General features: G+C 71.7%; 17 protein-coding genes. 6 read left to right on the top strand and 11 right to left on the bottom strand.

Annotated features, from left to right (window positions below; genetic code table 11):
• Positions 1-16: 16 nt before the first annotated feature.
• The 3 genes from ispF to ACFC0Z_RS30705 all read right to left on the bottom strand — a co-directional run bounded on the left by ispF (position 17) and on the right by ACFC0Z_RS30705 (position 2,023).
• Positions 17-529 carry a 2-C-methyl-D-erythritol 2,4-cyclodiphosphate synthase gene (gene ispF, locus ACFC0Z_RS30715; protein WP_376444842.1) on the bottom strand — a complete coding sequence of 171 codons (513 nt, stop codon included), beginning with the start codon at positions 527-529 and terminating at the stop codon, positions 17-19.
• Positions 519-1,268 (bottom strand): 2-C-methyl-D-erythritol 4-phosphate cytidylyltransferase, encoded by a 750-nt coding sequence (gene ispD / locus ACFC0Z_RS30710; RefSeq protein ID WP_376444839.1) that lies wholly within the window; start codon positions 1,266-1,268, stop codon positions 519-521. Before ispD ends, ispF begins: the two co-directional genes overlap by 11 nt.
• A gap of 272 nt (positions 1,269-1,540) precedes the next feature.
• A complete protein-coding gene (locus ACFC0Z_RS30705) occupies positions 1,541-2,023 on the bottom strand; it encodes a CarD family transcriptional regulator (RefSeq protein ID WP_003953493.1) in 483 nt (160 codons plus the stop codon).
• 665 nt (positions 2,024-2,688) lie between these two features.
• On the opposite strand from ACFC0Z_RS30705, the gene ACFC0Z_RS30700 reads away from it, so the two are divergent.
• The gene (locus tag ACFC0Z_RS30700; RefSeq protein WP_376444837.1) at positions 2,689-3,318 is read left to right on the top strand and encodes a DUF461 domain-containing protein; all 630 of its coding nucleotides are present in this window, start codon (positions 2,689-2,691) and stop codon (positions 3,316-3,318) included.
• Positions 3,319-3,397: 79 nt separating this feature from the next.
• On the opposite strand, the gene ACFC0Z_RS30695 is transcribed toward ACFC0Z_RS30700, so the two are convergent.
• Together ACFC0Z_RS30695 and ACFC0Z_RS30690 are read right to left on the bottom strand one after the other, a co-directional pair.
• Entirely contained in the window at positions 3,398-4,078 is a 681-nt protein-coding gene (locus ACFC0Z_RS30695) for a response regulator transcription factor (RefSeq protein WP_017242433.1), read from the bottom strand.
• Positions 4,075-5,307 (bottom strand): sensor histidine kinase, encoded by a 1,233-nt coding sequence (locus tag ACFC0Z_RS30690; RefSeq protein WP_376444834.1) that lies wholly within the window; start codon positions 5,305-5,307, stop codon positions 4,075-4,077. The genes ACFC0Z_RS30695 and ACFC0Z_RS30690 overlap by 4 nt, the downstream gene beginning before the upstream one ends.
• A gap of 302 nt (positions 5,308-5,609) precedes the next feature.
• On the opposite strand from ACFC0Z_RS30690, the gene phoU reads away from it, so the two are divergent.
• Both phoU and ACFC0Z_RS30680 read left to right on the top strand, forming a co-directional pair.
• Entirely contained in the window at positions 5,610-6,290 is a 681-nt protein-coding gene (gene phoU, locus ACFC0Z_RS30685) for a phosphate signaling complex protein PhoU (protein WP_376444831.1), read from the top strand.
• A gap of 124 nt (positions 6,291-6,414) precedes the next feature.
• Positions 6,415-6,558 carry a hypothetical protein gene (locus ACFC0Z_RS30680; protein WP_376444828.1) on the top strand — a complete coding sequence of 48 codons (144 nt, stop codon included), beginning with the start codon at positions 6,415-6,417 and terminating at the stop codon, positions 6,556-6,558.
• Between the two features lie 67 nt (positions 6,559-6,625).
• On the opposite strand, the gene ACFC0Z_RS30675 is transcribed toward ACFC0Z_RS30680, so the two are convergent.
• Entirely contained in the window at positions 6,626-7,096 is a 471-nt protein-coding gene (locus tag ACFC0Z_RS30675; protein ID WP_376444826.1) for a GNAT family N-acetyltransferase, read from the bottom strand.
• Positions 7,097-7,173: 77 nt separating this feature from the next.
• Here ACFC0Z_RS30675 and ACFC0Z_RS30670 point away from each other — a divergent pair, with 77 nt between their 5' ends.
• A complete protein-coding gene (locus ACFC0Z_RS30670; RefSeq protein WP_376444823.1) occupies positions 7,174-7,722 on the top strand; it encodes a hypothetical protein in 549 nt (182 codons plus the stop codon).
• 30 nt (positions 7,723-7,752) lie between these two features.
• Here the strand turns inward: ACFC0Z_RS30670 and ACFC0Z_RS30665 are convergent, their stop codons facing one another.
• From ACFC0Z_RS30665 to ACFC0Z_RS30655, 3 genes are all read right to left on the bottom strand, one after another.
• Positions 7,753-8,106, bottom strand: coding sequence for a hypothetical protein (locus tag ACFC0Z_RS30665; protein WP_376444820.1), 354 nt, complete (start codon positions 8,104-8,106; stop codon positions 7,753-7,755).
• Positions 8,107-8,235: 129 nt separating this feature from the next.
• Entirely contained in the window at positions 8,236-8,958 is a 723-nt protein-coding gene (locus ACFC0Z_RS30660) for a hypothetical protein (RefSeq protein ID WP_376444817.1), read from the bottom strand.
• Positions 8,959-9,147: 189 nt separating this feature from the next.
• The gene (locus ACFC0Z_RS30655; RefSeq protein WP_376444815.1) at positions 9,148-9,909 is read right to left on the bottom strand and encodes a phosphoglyceromutase; all 762 of its coding nucleotides are present in this window, start codon (positions 9,907-9,909) and stop codon (positions 9,148-9,150) included.
• A 127-nt stretch (positions 9,910-10,036) separates the two neighbouring features.
• Between ACFC0Z_RS30655 and ACFC0Z_RS30650 the strand changes: the two genes are divergently transcribed.
• The gene (locus ACFC0Z_RS30650; protein WP_376444812.1) at positions 10,037-11,416 is read left to right on the top strand and encodes an MDR family MFS transporter; all 1,380 of its coding nucleotides are present in this window, start codon (positions 10,037-10,039) and stop codon (positions 11,414-11,416) included.
• 13 nt (positions 11,417-11,429) lie between these two features.
• Here ACFC0Z_RS30650 and ACFC0Z_RS30645 read toward each other — a convergent pair whose 3' ends face one another.
• Both ACFC0Z_RS30645 and mshA read right to left on the bottom strand, forming a co-directional pair.
• Positions 11,430-11,936, bottom strand: a complete 507-nt coding sequence (locus ACFC0Z_RS30645; RefSeq protein WP_376444809.1) for a YbjN domain-containing protein — start codon at positions 11,934-11,936, stop codon at positions 11,430-11,432.
• Positions 11,929-13,296 (bottom strand): D-inositol-3-phosphate glycosyltransferase, encoded by a 1,368-nt coding sequence (mshA, locus tag ACFC0Z_RS30640; RefSeq protein ID WP_376444806.1) that lies wholly within the window; start codon positions 13,294-13,296, stop codon positions 11,929-11,931. Before mshA ends, ACFC0Z_RS30645 begins: the two co-directional genes overlap by 8 nt.
• A 427-nt stretch (positions 13,297-13,723) precedes the next feature.
• Between mshA and ACFC0Z_RS30635 the strand changes: the two genes are divergently transcribed.
• Complete coding sequence (locus tag ACFC0Z_RS30635; RefSeq protein WP_376444803.1) at positions 13,724-14,524, top strand: class I SAM-dependent methyltransferase; 801 nt, start codon at positions 13,724-13,726, stop codon at positions 14,522-14,524.
• Positions 14,525-14,563 lie beyond the last annotated feature (39 nt).

The raw sequence follows: 14,563 nt of genomic DNA, 5'->3' as shown, positions 1-14,563 counted from the left end.
CGTACGCGCTCCGCGTCTACGGGGCCTGTACGGGGTAGACCAGGGCGGTCGCGAGGGCGGCGAGGCCCTCGGCGCGGCCGGTCAGGCCGAGGCCGTCGGTCGTCGTGCCGGACACCGAGACGGGCGCGCCGGCCGCCTCGCTCAGCGCCTTCTGCGCCTCGTCGCGGCGCTTGCCGATCTTCGGGCGGACGCCGACGACCTGCACGGCGATGTTGCCGATCTCGAACCCCGCGGCGCGGACGATCCGGGCGGCCTCGGCGAGGAGGGTGACGCCGGAGGCGCCGGAGTACTCGGGACGCGAGGTGCCGAAGTGGGCGCCGAGGTCGCCGATGCCGGCGGCGGAGAAGAGCGCGTCGCAGGCGGCGTGGGCGGCGACGTCACCGTCGGAGTGCCCGGCGAGCCCGTACTTCTCCTCTTCCCAGAGCAGACCGGCGCACCACAGCTCACGGCCCTCCTCGAAGGCGTGGACGTCGGTGCCGATGCCGACGAGCGGGATGAGGGGGGTCTGCGGGGTGTTCTCAGAAGCCATCGTTGGCCCTCCTGCGGGCGAGTACGGCCTCGGCGAGGACGAGGTCGAGGGGGCGGGTCACCTTGAAGGCCTCTTCGTGGCCGGGCACGACGACGACGGGCGCGCCGAGCCGCTCGACCATGCCGGCGTCGTCGGTGGCGCCCTCGCCGGCGAGGGCGATGGTGGCGTGGGCGTTGACCAGCGTGTCGTGGTCGAAGCCCTGCGGGGTCTGGACGGCGCGGAGGCGGGCGCGGACCGGGGTCGCGACGACCTGCTCGGGGTCGCCGGGCTTCTCGGCCGGCTCGACCTCCTTCACGGTGTCCGCGAGGGGCATCGCGGGGACGACGGCGACGGCCCCGTCCCGTACGGCCTCGATGACGGCGTCCACGGTGTCGACGGGGACCAGGGGGCGGGCCGCGTCGTGGACGAGGACGGTGGTGACGCCCTCGGGCAGCGCCTTCAGGCCGAGGTGCACGGACTCCTGGCGGGTCGCGCCGCCGGGCACGACGAGGTAGTCCGTCCGCTCGGGCAGGGCGTGCGCGTCGAGGAGGTTCTTGACCTCGGCGGCGCCGTCGGGCGGCGCGACCACGACGACGAGCGAGACCGCTCGGGAGGCGGCCATCGCGCGGACGGCGTGGATGAGCATGGGGGTGCCGCTCAGCGTGCGGAGCGCCTTGGGGGCGCCCGGGCCGAGGCGTACGCCCCGTCCTGCCGCCGGGATCACCACGGCGGTACGAGAAGGACGCGCTTCGTCTGACATCGGTTGCACTCCGACAGGTTTGTTTCCGCGGCCGACATGGGTATGGCCTCAGCGTGCCGGACGCACCGCCTTGACCGGGCCCTTTCCGTGACGACGGTCGAGGCGTTGGCCGCGTGGGCACTGGGGTTCGGACAGCAGGGGGTGCGGGTTACTTCAGCGGCGTACGGGCGCGCCTGTACGCGAACATGCCGCAGCGCCCGGCGACAGCGCTGTGTGGTTCACAGCGCGCCATCGGGCACCGCGGCATCGCTTCACTTGGAGCTATCGCCCATTCAGGACGCGAGGACCTCGTCGAGGAGAGCCTCGGCCTTGTCCTCGTTCGTGTTCTCCGCGAGGGCCAGCTCGCTGACCAGGATCTGCCGCGCCTTGGCGAGCATGCGCTTCTCACCGGCGGAGAGACCGCGCTCGCGCTCCCGGCGCCACAGGTCGCGGACTACTTCGGCGACCTTGATGACATCGCCGGAGGCGAGCTTCTCGAGGTTCGCCTTGTAGCGACGGGACCAGTTCGTGGGCTCTTCGGCGTACGGCGCGCGAAGCACCTCGAAGACCCGGTCCAGCCCATCCTGACCGACCACGTCGCGAACACCGACGAACTCCGCATTGTCCGCCGGCACACGAACCGTCAGGTCGCCCTGCGCGACCTTGAGCACCAAGTAGGTCTTGTCCACGCCTTTGATCTGGCGAGTTTCGATGGCCTCGATCAGCGCGGCCCCGTGATGGGGATAGACCACGGTGTCGCCAACCTTGAACGTCATGTGACAGGTACCCCTTCCGTGGCTATCCAGGGTAACACGGATTCAGCTTCTTCTGAATGGCGTTTTCGCAGGTCAGGGCATATCTCGGGGCTTGACAACGGCATCACGGACGTGCTGCGGAGGGCTTCCGGAAGGCGGTATTCGCAGGTCGGAGCGGCTGTGTCGACGGAGAGAAACGCGCACGTTACACGCGCCCGGAGGCCCTCCAGAGGGCTCCGATGCCCCGATTTGTCCGGTTCAGAGTGGCCTTCTTCACGTACTCCGTTCGAGGATCGTCCACTCGTACGGATGCACGCCGGGGTGATTCCGAAATTTGATCAGGTCGACGACTGTGCGTGATTTCCCGGAGACGGCCGCGGAGAATGCGGGGCGATCACGGAATTGATCAAGGCGGATATGTGAACGGCGGGTCAATGGGGCGAGATCCGGCCACGACGACTTGATGACGGTGTCCGGAGAAGGTGAGGCCGCACCCCGTCCCCGTACCCCTCCGTGCCCGCCCGAGCACACGTCCGAGTCGGTCGCTCGCGACGGCGGTGGCTCGTTAGGGGCGGGTCGGGTGCGGGACGGAGAGTGCGGCTCGGTAACCTAAGCGCGCTGACACACCTTTAGCTCGTCCTTAGTTTTTCCCCGCCTGTCCGTTCGTCCAAGGAGATGCCGCCGCCGTGAGCCGCAGCCTTCGACGCGGCGCCCTCGCCGCCACCGCCATCGTGTTCTCGATCGCCGCGCTGTCCGCCTGTGGCGCGGGCAACGACGCCCAGACGCTCGGCATCAAGCCGGACAACGCTGCCGTCTCGGTGGACGACGTCAAGATCCAGAACGCGCTCGTCATCACCCAGCCGTTCGAGCGCGTGAAGGGCCCGGCCGTCGTCTCGGCCACCGTCTTCAACAACGGCCGCGTCCCGCAGACCGTCGACGCGATCACCCTGCCCGGTACGACCGCGACCGTGAAGCTGACGTCCGCCGAGGGCACCGGCCCGATCACCGTCCCGCCGCTCGGCTACGTCGTCATCGGCGGCGAGGGCAACGCCTCCGCCGTCATCGAGAACGGCGCCGAGGCCGCCAAGGACGGCGACCAGCAGAAGGTCGTCTTCAAGCTCAGCAAGACCGGCGACGTGAGCATCGGCGCCTTCGTCGTCCCGGCGAAGAGCTACTTCAAGGACTTCGGTCCGTCGATCATCCCGGCGCCCCCGGGCTCCTCCCCGACCGCCGAGGCGACCGAGGGCGCGGAGCACGGCGACGCCGGCACCGACGGCGGCGCCGAGCACGGCGAGACCCCGGCCGCGGGCCACTGACGCCGCCGCTGACGCGCTGATACGGAGAAGGGGCGCCCCCCATTGGGGGGCGCCCCTTCTCCGTACAACCGCCTCTGTTTTACGGCTCGAACTTGTAGCCCAGGCCGCGGACCGTCACCAGGTAGCGAGGCGCACCGGGGTCCGGTTCGATCTTGGCGCGGAGGCGCTTCACGTGGACGTCGAGGGTCTTCGTGTCGCCGACGTAGTCCGCGCCCCAGACCCGGTCGATGAGCTGCATGCGGGTCAGCACGCGGCCCGCGTTGCGCAGGAGCATCTCCAGGAGGTCGAACTCCTTCAGCGGCAGGTCGACCTTGCCGCCCGAGACCGTCACCACGTGGCGGTCGACGTCCATGCGGACCGGGCCGGCCTCCAGGGCCGCCGGGGTGACCTCCTCCGGCTCGCCGCGGCGGCGGAGCACCGCGCGGATGCGGGCGACCAGCTCCCGCGAGGAGAAGGGCTTCGTCACGTAGTCGTCGGCTCCTATTTCCAGGCCGACGACCTTGTCGATCTCGCTGTCCTTGGCGGTCACCATGATGACCGGGACGTTGGAGCGGCCGCGCAGCTGGCGGCAGACCTCGGTGCCGGGCAGGCCCGGCAGCATCAGGTCGAGGAGGACGAGGTCGGCGCCGTTGCGCTCGAACTCGTCGAGGCCGTCGGGCCCGGTCGCCGCCACGGCGACCTCGAAGCCTTCCTTGCGGAGCATGTAGGACAGGGCGTCGCTGAAGGATTCCTCATCCTCGACGACGAGCACTCGGGTCACGGAAGGACCTCCGGGGCGGGAAGCGGTTCGGTCATGAGATCAGGGGTGGGGGAGGTCACGGGCGGCCGGCGGTCGCGCGCGACGCCCGCCTCGGGCAGCCGCAGGGTGAAGGTGGAGCCCTGTCCCTCGGTGCTCCAGACGGTGACCTCCCCGCCGTGCGAGGCGGCCACGTGCTTCACGATGGCCAGGCCGAGGCCCGTGCCTCCGGTGGCCCGCGAGCGGGCCGGGTCGACGCGGTAGAAGCGCTCGAAGACGCGCTCCTTGTCCTTGTCGGGGATGCCGATGCCCTGGTCGGTGACGGCTATCTCGATGAGGTCGCCGCCGGGCGCGGCGACCTTGCGGGCCGCGATGCCGACGCGGGTGTGGGCGGGTGAGTAGTTGACGGCGTTCTCGACGAGGTTGCCGAGCGCGGCGGCGAGCTGGCCGCGGCTCCCCCAGACCCGCAGGTCCGCCGCGCCGCCGGAGACCATGGAGATCTGTTTGGTGGAGGCCGTGTGCCGGGAGCGGTCGATCGCCTCGGCGACGAGCTCGTCCACGGAGACGGGCTCGGAGTCCTCCAGCGGGTCGTCGTTCTGCACGCGGGAGAGGTCGATGAGCTCCTGTACGAGGTTGGTGAGCCGGGTCGCCTCGATCTGCATGCGGCCGGCGAAGCGGGTGACCGCCTCGGGGTCGTCCGAGGCGTCCATGACGGCCTCGGAGAGCAGGGAGAGCGCACCGACGGGTGTCTTGAGCTCGTGGCTCACGTTCGCGACGAAGTCGCGCCGTACCGCTTCGATACGGCGGGCCTCGGTGAGGTCCTCGACCAGGAGCAGCACGAGCCGCGAGCCGAGCGGGGCGACCCGGGCGGAGACGGCGAGGGCCTCGCCGCGTCCGGTGCCGCGCCGCGCCAGGTCCAGCTCGACCTGGCGTATCTCCCCGTCGCGGCGGGTGTCGCGGGCCATGTTGAGCATGGGCTCGACGGCCAGCTTGCCGCCCCGCACCAGTCCGAGGGCGTACGCCGCCGAGCTGGCCTTCACCACGGAGTCGCTCTCGTCGAGCACGACCGCGGAGGAGCGCAGGACGGACAGCACCGTGTCGACGCCGGGCGGGAGCACGGCGTCGGTGTGCAGGGAGGTCCGGGTGGGCCGGGCCTGGTCCCGCTCGCTCCAGCGGAACGCCAGCATGGCGATCACGCCGGTGCACACGCCGGCGATCGCTGCCAATGCGGCGACCGCCGCGTTCACGTCCATGCCCACCAGGTTATGCGGGGCGACGGACACTCTCCCAGCCGTCCGAGTGGCTGCTCGAACAGTCGTCGCCCAGAGTTCACCATGGCGACGGTAGTGGTTCATTTGCCCCGAAGCCCGCAGCGACGCGAGTCGCCCAGAGTTCACCTAGGGGAAAGTGCCGGTTCATTTCAGGGGGTGGAGCCGGACGCACGAGGGGCCGAACGTGGGAGCGTGGGAGTCCGAGGATCAGTGGACCGGACCCCTGAGCTTGTGCAGAAGAGCTTGTGCAGAGAGCTTTGCCGTAGGCAGGAGAGAGGGACCCCATGCGGGACGCGTACCACGAGGAACTGGACTCGATCGGTGAAGGGCTGGTCGAGATGGCCCGGCTCGTCGGGTCGGCGATCGGGCGTGCCACGACGGCGATGCTCGACGCGGACCTGAAGCTCGCGGAGAGCGTGATCGCGGCGGACCAGAAGGTCGACGACCTCCAGCACGACCTGGAGGCCCGGGCGATAGCGCTGCTCGCTCGGCAGCAGCCGGTGGCGACGGACCTGCGGATCGTGGTGACCTCGCTGCGCATGAGCGCCGACCTGGAGCGCTCGGGCGACCTGGCCCAGCACGTGGCCAAGCTGGCCCGGCTGCGGTTCCCGGCCACGGCGGTGCCGCGCGACCTGCACGCCACCATCCTGGAGATGGGGCAGCTGGCGCAGCGTCTGATGGCGAAGGCGGCGGAGGTCATCATCACGAAGGACGTCGACCTGGCGCTCCAGCTGGAGCAGGACGACGACGAGATGGACCTGCTGCACCGGACGCTCTTCCAGCACCTGATGGACGACCGCTGGAAGCACGGCATCGAGACGGCCGTCGACGTGACGCTGCTCGGCCGGTACTACGAGCGGTTCGCCGACCACGCGGTGTCGGTGGCGAAGCGCGTCGTCTACCTGGTGACCGGCGAGCACGCGGACGAGCTCCAGGCCGGGGACTCCCCGGTTGAAGGCGCGTAGCACCGCCGCGGACGGCGCCTCGGGGGCTCGGGCGCCTGTGCGCCGTCGATGCGCCGTTGTCGTGCCGGTCGGAGTGGGCATGCAATGGGGGGAGGCGATGTGCGCCTCGAAAGGGAGGGACCCCATGGCCGAATCCCCTATGACGATCGACCCGCAGCAGGAGGCTCCTCGTGAGCCGACGCTGCTGCCCGTGCTCGGCGCCTGCGGTTGCGGCTCGGGCTGCGGCTGCGGCTGCCAGTCGGGCGCGCCGTGCCAGTGCGGGGGCTGACCGGCGGCACGTAGAGAGGAGGGGAAGGGCAGGGCCACACGGCCCCGCCCTTCCCCTCCGCGTCCTCTCACACGTCGATGACGCCGACGGTCTGGGTGCCCGCGAGCTCTCCGGTCGTACGGAAGCCGAGCCGCTCGTAGAAGGCGCCGGGGCCGTTCTCGCCGGGCTCCCAGGTGACGTACATCTTCGGGATGCCCCGGCGGCGGAGTTCCTCGCGCACGGCCTCGACGGCGAAGCGGCCGTACCCCTTGCCCTGGGCGTCGGCGGAGATGTTGAGGCGCCAGAGTCCGCTGCGGATGTCGTCGGGGTCGTCCTGCTCCTCGCCCCACGCGATGCCGAGGAAGACCATGAGGAACCCGACGAGCTCGTCGCCGTCGAAGATCAGCCGCGGCCAGGCCGTCTCGCCCCTGACGTACGCCTCGGCGAGGGAGTGGGCCACCGGCGCCACGTTCTGTTCCTGATGGGGGTGGACGCGCAGGGCGATCGCGGCGTCGACGGTGGCGGGGGTGACCGGTTCCAAGCGAAGTGACGTGCTCATGCGCATGAAGGTAACGATTCACCGCGATGTCCGCCGGTGAATATCCGGGGGCCGCACGGGCGGGCCAGGATGCCGACATGATCGCCACCTGGGTCCGCCGCGCCCTGCTCACCGCCGCCGTCCTGCCGCTGGTGCCCACGCTCGCCGGCTGCAGCGTGCCGCCGGCGGGGTTCACGGGCGTCTCGGTGACGGCGGACGGGAAGCCCCTGATCGTGGCCCTGGCATGCCACGACGGGATCGACCAGGTGCTCCTGTACCCCGACCCGGAGGCCGCCGACCCGGACGCGGAGGCCGCCGACCCGGACGCGGAGGCCGCCGTCGAGCCGGAGTACACGGACGTCTGGAACGCGGCGGAACCGGTCGGCGGGTTCACCTCCTTCCCGCTGACCGACCCGGCCGGCGGAAACGGCTGGACCCCGGACGAGACCCCGCGCGCGCTGAAGCCGGAACAGCTCTACGAGGTGTACGGGGCGACCACCGACAACTCCTGGATGACGCTCCACCACTCCTTCACCCTCGCGGACCTGAAGGAGCTCACGCCGGACCAGGTCGCGTACACCGACGACGACAAGGTCCGGACGACGACCGTGGCGGACTTCCGCGCTCACGCCTGCGACGGCTTCTGACACCCCGTCGCGCTCGCGCTCGCCTTCGCGTCAGCCGTCGAGGAACACCACCGAGCGCAGCAGGAGCCGGTCGGAGGCCGGCCGGCCGTGCGGCCGCAGGGTCCACTGGTCACCCGTGCAGTCGGTGCCGGTGAAGACGACGGCGTACGCGTCGGTGTCGTTGTGCGGCGCGAAGGCGGGCTCGGAGGAGCCGGGGTCGGCGGCCTCGGGGATCGTCACGCACTCGCCGCTCGGCGGGTCGTACAGGGTGCCGGTCTGCGGGTCGCCGCTGATGCCGACGAACCGGTAGTGGAACTCGCCGGTGGCCGCGTGGGCGGGCGCGGCGAGGGCGGCGGTCAGGGCGAGGGCGCCGCAGACGGCGGTGAGGGAGGAGCGGAGACGCACGGGACTCTCGTTTCATGGACGGACGGGTACGGGGACACCGGCAGACCTACCGCGCCCCGCCCCCGCCATGCGCCCCTCCCGGCGCCGTAAGGTTTCGCCCTCACCCGTATGGCCCAGGAACCGCCCCGCCTACGGGGTGAAGACCTGCTCCAGGCGGTGGATGGCGCCGTCGTCCCCGGTCGCGTACCGGAAGACGAGGCCCGCGTCGGGGTGCGCGTCGATCCAGTCGATCAGTTCCTGGACCCCGATCCGCCGGCTGGCCGAACCGTCGACGATCGGGTTGGTGGCGGTGACGTACGCGGCCTGGTCGAGCGCCCAGCGGCTCTCCTCGCCGGTCCCGACGAACGGCGCCGCCTCGCCGTCCTCCCCCGGGCATCCCCAAACGCCGTGCTGGAGGACGAGGTTGACCTTCCCCGTACTGGGGTCGAGCTCCTCGACGCGGTAGACGGCGACCTCGTCGGGGTCGACCTCGTCGGGGCTCGGCGGAGTGTCGACGCAGTCGGGCGAGGACGGCGACGAGGGCTTCTTGATGCTCGTCTTGCCCCCGGTCTTGCCGCCGGTCTTGCTCCCCTTCTTGCTCCCCGACTTGGCCCCGGACTTCGTCGGCACCTTGGCCGGCGCCTTGGTGACCGGCGGCACGGGAGCCTCGTCGACCGGCTCGGCGGGAACCTCCTCGGGCACGTCCGTCGGAAGGTCCGCCGGCTCCTCCACCGGCACCTCGACCGTCACCTCGTCGACACCGGCCGAACCGTCATCCCCCGCCCCCGCCCCCTGGCACCCGGTCAGCGCGGCAGCGGCCAGCGCGACGGCGGCCAGCGCGAGGACCGCGGGTCTGATCCGATCGACGTTCATCCGGGACTCCCCCCTCCGGGCGGCCCCACGGACCGCACCCCGCCCCGGAACGTAGCGCCGCCCCGCCCCCACCGCAGCCCCTCGCCCCGACCTGTCACCGACCTGCGACACCCCGGGGACTCCCCCAGGACACGGCAAAGCCCCCGCCCGCCGCGAACGGCAGGACGGGGGCTCTCTCGTGGGTAAGCGTTACTTCTTCTTGCCCTGGTTCTTGACGGCCTCGATGGCGGCCGCGGCGGCCTCCGGGTCGAGGTACGTGCCGCCCGGGTTGAGGGGCTTGAAGTTCTCGTCGAGTTCGTACGAGAGGGGGATGCCGGTCGGGATGTTGAGGCCCGCGATGTCGGCGTCCGAGACGCCGTCCAGGTGCTTCACCAGGGCGCGGAGGCTGTTGCCGTGGGCCGCGACCAGGACCGTGCGGCCGGCGAGGAGGTCCGGGACGATGGCGTCGTACCAGTACGGGAGCATCCGCTCGACGACGTCCTTGAGGCACTCGGTCTGCGGGCGCAGCTCCGGCGGGATCGTCGCGTAGCGGGCGTCGTGGGCCTGCGAGTACTCGTTGTCGTCCGCGAGGGCCGGCGGCGGGGTGTCGTAGGAGCGGCGCCACAGCATGAACTGCTCCTCGCCGAACTCGGCGAGGGTCTGGGCCTTGTCCTTGCCCTGCAGAGCGCCGTAGTGGCGCTCGTTGAGCCGCCAGGAGCGGTTGACCGGGATCCAGTGGCGGTCAGCCGACTCCAGCGCGAGCTGCGCCGTGCGGATGGCGCGCTTCTGGAGGGAGGTGTGCAGGACGTCGGGCAGCAGGCCGGCGTCCTTGAGCAGCTCGCCGCCGCGCGTCGCCTCCTTCTCGCCCTTCGCGGTGAGGTTCACGTCCACCCAACCGGTGAACAGATTCTTCTCGTTCCACTCGCTCTCGCCGTGGCGGAGGAGGATCAGCTTGTACGGTGCGTCGGCCATGCGTCCGAGCCTAATCGACCCCCGACGATTGACGCGCACCGTCAATTCACTGGCGTCCACCATAAGAGATACGTAAGTTACGAGGGCCGAGGTAGGGGCTTACAGACAGCAAGGGGTCGGCCGCCACATGTCCTTCGATTCGCTCAAACGATCAGCACTCACCACCGTTTCGGGACTTCCGCAGGGCTTCTGGTGGCTCTGGCTGTCGACTTTGGTCAACCGCACCGGGGCCTTCGTCACGACTTTCCTCTCCCTCTACCTCACCCAGGAGCTCGGGCACTCCGCCTGGTTCGCGGGACTCGTCGTCGCCCTCCACGGCCTCGGCGGCGTCGCCGGCTCGCCGCTCGGCGGTCAGCTCACCGACCGCTGGGGCCGCCGCCCCACCATGATCACGATGCACCTGGCCGCCGCCGTCTGCGCCGGCGCCCTCGCCTTCGTCACCAGCGCCTGGGGCGTCGCCACCGTCGTCCTGCTCATGGGCGTCGCCATGCAGGCCGTCCGGCCGTCCATCAACGCCACGATCGCCGACATGGTCCCCGCGGGCGAGGTCCGCCGGGCGTTCGCCCTCAACTACTGGGCCCTCAACCTCGGCTTCGCCATCGCCGCCATCGGCGGCGGCGCCGCGATGGTCCTCGGCTACCGCACCCTCTTCGTCGCCGACGCCGTCGCCACCGCCCTCTGCGCCCTCATCGTCTTCCTGCGGCTCCCCGAGACGCGCCCCGAGATCCCCGTCGACAAGGCGGGCAAGCCCGAGGCCGAGGCCAAGGTCAGCATGCTCACCGTGCTGCGCGACGCGCCCTTCCGGACCCTCGTCCTGCTCAACCTCCTCGTCTGCCTCGTCTTCCTCGCCCCCTGGATCGGCCTCCCGCTGACCATGAGCGAGCAGGGCCTCGCCCCCTCCGCGTACGGCATGGTCATCGCCGTCAACGGCGTCGTGATCGTCGCCTTCCAGCTGCTCGTCAACAAGCTCACCGACAAGCGCTCCCCCGTCGTCCTGCTCGCCTTCTCCTCCCTCCTCTTCGCCGTCGGCACCGGCGCCACCGCCCTCGCCGGCTCCCCCGTCGCGTTCGCCGCGACGGTCATCGTCTGGACGGTCGGCGAGATGATCCACGTGCCGACGAACTCCGCCGCCACCGCCCGTCTCGCCCCCGAGCACGCGCGCGGCCGCTACCAGGGCGTCATGGGCATGTCGTGGGCCGTCGGCGGCTTCGTCGCCCCCGTGGCGGCCGGCGCGATCGTCGACGGGCCCGGGTCGGACGTGCTGTGGGCGGCCTGCGCCGCCATCGGTCTCGTCGCCGCCCTCGGGTACTACACCCGGCTGCGGAAGGCCCTCGCGGACACGGAGGACGAGACCCCCGTGAAGGACGAGAGCCTGGTGATGAAGGAGGAGGTCCCCACCCCTGTGAAGGACGAGACCCTGGTGAAGGACGAGATCCTGGTGAAGGACGAGATCCTGGTGAAGGACGAGGCGCCGGTGAAGGGCGCGAGCCCCTCCGTCAGCGCCTGAGCCGCCCTTCTCCTCAGCTCTCGGACTTCTGGAGCAGGTGGCTGAAGGCGTCGAGGTTGCGGGTCGACTCGCCGCGCGAGACCCGCCACTCGTACTCCCGGCGGATCGCCGACGCGAACCCGAGCTCCAGGAGCGTGTTGAAGTCGCCGTCCGCCGCTTCGAGGACCGACCCGAGGAGCCGGTCGAGCTCCTCGGGCGTGACGGCGGCGAGCGGGAGCTTGCCGGCGAGGTAGATGTCGCCGAGGCCGTCGATCGCGTACCCGACCCCGTACAGCTTGAGGTTGCGTTCGAGCAGCCAGCGGTGGACGCCCGCCTCGTTCTCGTCCGGGTGGCGGATGACGAAGGCGTTGAGGGAGAGCGAGTGGCGGCCGGCGCGCAGCGAGAGCGTCGTGAAGAGCTTGCGCGTGCCGGGGAGCTTGACGACGTAGTCGCCGGGGCCGGTGGACTCCCAGTCCAGTTCCGCGTCCTGGAGCGTGGACTCGATGATCCGCCGTACGTCCCCTGCTACGTCCTCAGCCATGGTGGGAGCGTACGCGACGGCGGTTCTCGCGCACCCGGTGGTCGTGCATGGCCGCCGTGTACACGTCCGCCGTGCCCGAGGCCGCCGTGTCCCAGCCGAACGAGCCCGCGTGCAGCGCCGCCGCCTCGCCCATCCGGACCGACAGCGTCGGGTCCGCGACGAAGCGGCCGAGCGCACGGGCGTAGTCCACCGGGTCGTGCCCCTGCACGAGGAAGCCGGTCACCTCGTCCCGTACGGCCACGGGCAGACCGCCCACCGCCGCCGCGACGACCGGCGTGCCCGCCGCCTGCGCCTCGATGGCGACGAGCCCGAAGGACTCGCTGTACGAGGGCATGACGAGGACGCTCGCCGCGCGGAACCAGTCCGCGAGCCGCTCCTGCCCCACCGGCGGGTGGAAGCGGACGACGTCGGAGATGCCGAGCCTGGCGGCGAGCTTCTGGAGCCCCTCCGGCTTGGCGAGGCCGCTGCCGCTCGGGCCGCCGACGACCGGGACGACCATCCGGGTCCGCAGCGTCGGGTCCTGTTCCAGGAGCCGGGCGGCGGCGTGCAGCAGGATGTCCGGGGCCTTGAGCGGCTGTATCCGCCCGGCGAAGACCGGGATGAAGGCGTCCTGCGGGAGGCCGAGGCGCGCGCGGGCGGCGGCGCGGCCGTCGGCGGGACGGAAGTGGTCGAGGTTCACGCCCGGGTGGACGACGGCGATCTTGCCGGGGTCGGCGTCGTAGAAGCGGGCGAGCTCGTCCGCCTCCTCGGCCGTGTTGGCGATCAGCCGGTCGGCGGCGGAGACGATCTGCGTCTCGCCGATGACCCGGGCGGCGGGCTCGGGGGTGTCGCCCTCGGCGAGCGCCGCGTTCTTGACCTTCGCCATGGTGTGCATGGCGTGGACGAGGGGCACGCCCCAGCGCTCGGCGGCGAGCCAGCCGACGTGGCCGGAGAGCCAGTAGTGGGAGTGGACGAGGTCGTAGTGGCCGGGGCGGTGGCCCGCCCAGGCCTGCATCACGCCGTGCGTGAAGGCGCAGAGCTGCGCGGGCAGCTCCTCCTTGGCCAGACCCTCGTACGGGCCCGCGTCGACGTGCCGGACGAGGACGCCGGGGGCGAGCTCGACGACGGGCGCGAGGCCGCCGGTGGTGGCGCGGGTGAAGATCTCGACCTCGATGTCGATGGCGGCGAGACGCTTGGCGAGCTCGACGATGTAGACGTTCATGCCGCCCGCGTCGCCGGTGCCCGGCTGGTGCAGCGGGGAGGTGTGAACGCTGAGCATGGCCACCCGGCGCGGGGGCCGGTTGCGGCCGGGAAGCCGGAGCCGGGGCGGCGCGGGGTGCCGGTGCCGGGTGCCGGCGAACCGGGACACGTACTGGCTCACGTCGGCGGTCCTTCCGCTAGGGCCTGTCCGACCATTGGCGTCGGATCAGGCCGGGTCGTTCGGTGCGTGCGATCGGCGTGCGGCCGGGACGTCCTCGTAGCGGAGCTACGTGGGCGTTTCGGCCGTGCGGCGAGCGTGCGTGCCGGGCGGGCCGGACCCGACGCTAGTGGTCGGACAGGCCCTGGGCTGCGCCCGGCCCTGGCGGGGCCGGCCCTGTGGAGCTGGGCATGGCGAGGAGAGGACGCGACGCCCTTTCGGTGCACACAACAGCGGAATGACACCTTTCATTTCCGATGACTTCGAGAAACACGCCACTTTGCCAATTCATTACGGTCATGGGGCGGCGTGTCCCGCGCGAGCCAGGGGCGTACGCGTGAGCGCGCGGCCCGGGGCCGTACACCCGGGCCCAGGGCCGTACGCTCGTGTCATGGCCCCGCGCACCACCCGCCCCGTCGGCAACCCGACCCGCGGGACCACCAACCCCAACCGGCTGCGCCGCATGGACCGCTGGATCGCCGCCGTCCACGGGCCCGCGCTGCGCCGCTCCCCCGAGCCGCCCGTCGCCGTCGACCTCGGGTACGGCGCCGCCCCCTGGACCGCCGTCGAGCTCCTGGCCCGGCTCCGCACCGCCGAACCCCGCACCCGCCTGTACGGGATCGAGATCGAGCCCGCGCGCGTCGAGGCCGCGAAGCCGTACGAGCACGAGGGCCTCGGCTTCCTGCACGGCGGCTTCGAGGTGCCGGTGCCCGGCCGGGTCGACCTCATCCGCGCGGCGAACGTGCTCCGCCAGTACGACGAGGAGCAGGTCGCGGCCGTGTGGGCCCGGCTGTGCGCGCGGCTCGCGCCCGGCGGGCTGCTCGTCGAGGGCACCTGCGACGAGATCGGGCGGCGGCACGTCTGGGTGGCGCTCGACGGTGCGGGGCCGCGGACGGTGACCTTCGCGACCCGGCTCGGCTCGCTCGACCGGCCCTCGGACCTCGCCGAGCGGCTGCCGAAGGCGCTCATCCACCGGAACGTGCCGGGAGAGCCGGTCCACGCCTTCCTGCGGGACTTCGACCGGGCGTGGGCGGCGGCCGCCCCGTACGCCTCGCTCGGCGCCCGGCAGCGGTGGATCCGCTCCGTGCGCGACCTCGCCGCCGACTGGCCGCTCGCGGACGGGCCGCGACGGTGGCGGCAGGGCGAGGTGACGGTGCGGTGGGAGGCGCTGGCACCGCGCGCGTACGCGTAGGGGTGGCGAACCCGCCGCGCGCGTACGCGTAGGGGTGGC

Source organism: Streptomyces sp. NPDC056144 (genome assembly GCF_042264145.1).
In the GTDB taxonomy this organism is placed as follows: domain Bacteria; phylum Actinomycetota; class Actinomycetes; order Streptomycetales; family Streptomycetaceae; genus Streptomyces.
The sequence above is the reverse complement of the archived record's forward strand: the minus strand, read 5'-3'. Positions and strand labels throughout refer to the sequence as shown.

Excerpts from the sequence above, each read along its gene's own strand:
- ispF (WP_376444842.1), bottom strand. The coding sequence starts at position 529 with ATGGCTTCTGAGAACACCCCGCAGACCCCCCTCATCCCGCTCGTCGGC.
- ACFC0Z_RS30635 (WP_376444803.1), top strand. The coding sequence starts at position 13,724 with ATGGCCCCGCGCACCACCCGCCCCGTCGGCAACCCGACCCGCGGGACC.
- ACFC0Z_RS30660 (WP_376444817.1), bottom strand. The coding sequence starts at position 8,958 with ATGAACGTCGATCGGATCAGACCCGCGGTCCTCGCGCTGGCCGCCGTC.
- ACFC0Z_RS30655 (WP_376444815.1), bottom strand. The coding sequence starts at position 9,909 with ATGGCCGACGCACCGTACAAGCTGATCCTCCTCCGCCACGGCGAGAGC.
- ispD (WP_376444839.1), bottom strand. The coding sequence starts at position 1,268 with ATGTCAGACGAAGCGCGTCCTTCTCGTACCGCCGTGGTGATCCCGGCG.
- ACFC0Z_RS30650 (WP_376444812.1), top strand. The coding sequence starts at position 10,037 with ATGTCCTTCGATTCGCTCAAACGATCAGCACTCACCACCGTTTCGGGA.
- phoU (WP_376444831.1), top strand. The coding sequence starts at position 5,610 with ATGCGGGACGCGTACCACGAGGAACTGGACTCGATCGGTGAAGGGCTG.
- ACFC0Z_RS30645 (WP_376444809.1), bottom strand. The coding sequence starts at position 11,936 with ATGGCTGAGGACGTAGCAGGGGACGTACGGCGGATCATCGAGTCCACG.
- ACFC0Z_RS30675 (WP_376444826.1), bottom strand. The coding sequence starts at position 7,096 with ATGAGCACGTCACTTCGCTTGGAACCGGTCACCCCCGCCACCGTCGAC.
- ACFC0Z_RS30680 (WP_376444828.1), top strand. The coding sequence starts at position 6,415 with ATGGCCGAATCCCCTATGACGATCGACCCGCAGCAGGAGGCTCCTCGT.
- ACFC0Z_RS30705 (WP_003953493.1), bottom strand. The coding sequence starts at position 2,023 with ATGACGTTCAAGGTTGGCGACACCGTGGTCTATCCCCATCACGGGGCC.
- ACFC0Z_RS30690 (WP_376444834.1), bottom strand. The coding sequence starts at position 5,307 with ATGGACGTGAACGCGGCGGTCGCCGCATTGGCAGCGATCGCCGGCGTG.
- ACFC0Z_RS30670 (WP_376444823.1), top strand. The coding sequence starts at position 7,174 with ATGATCGCCACCTGGGTCCGCCGCGCCCTGCTCACCGCCGCCGTCCTG.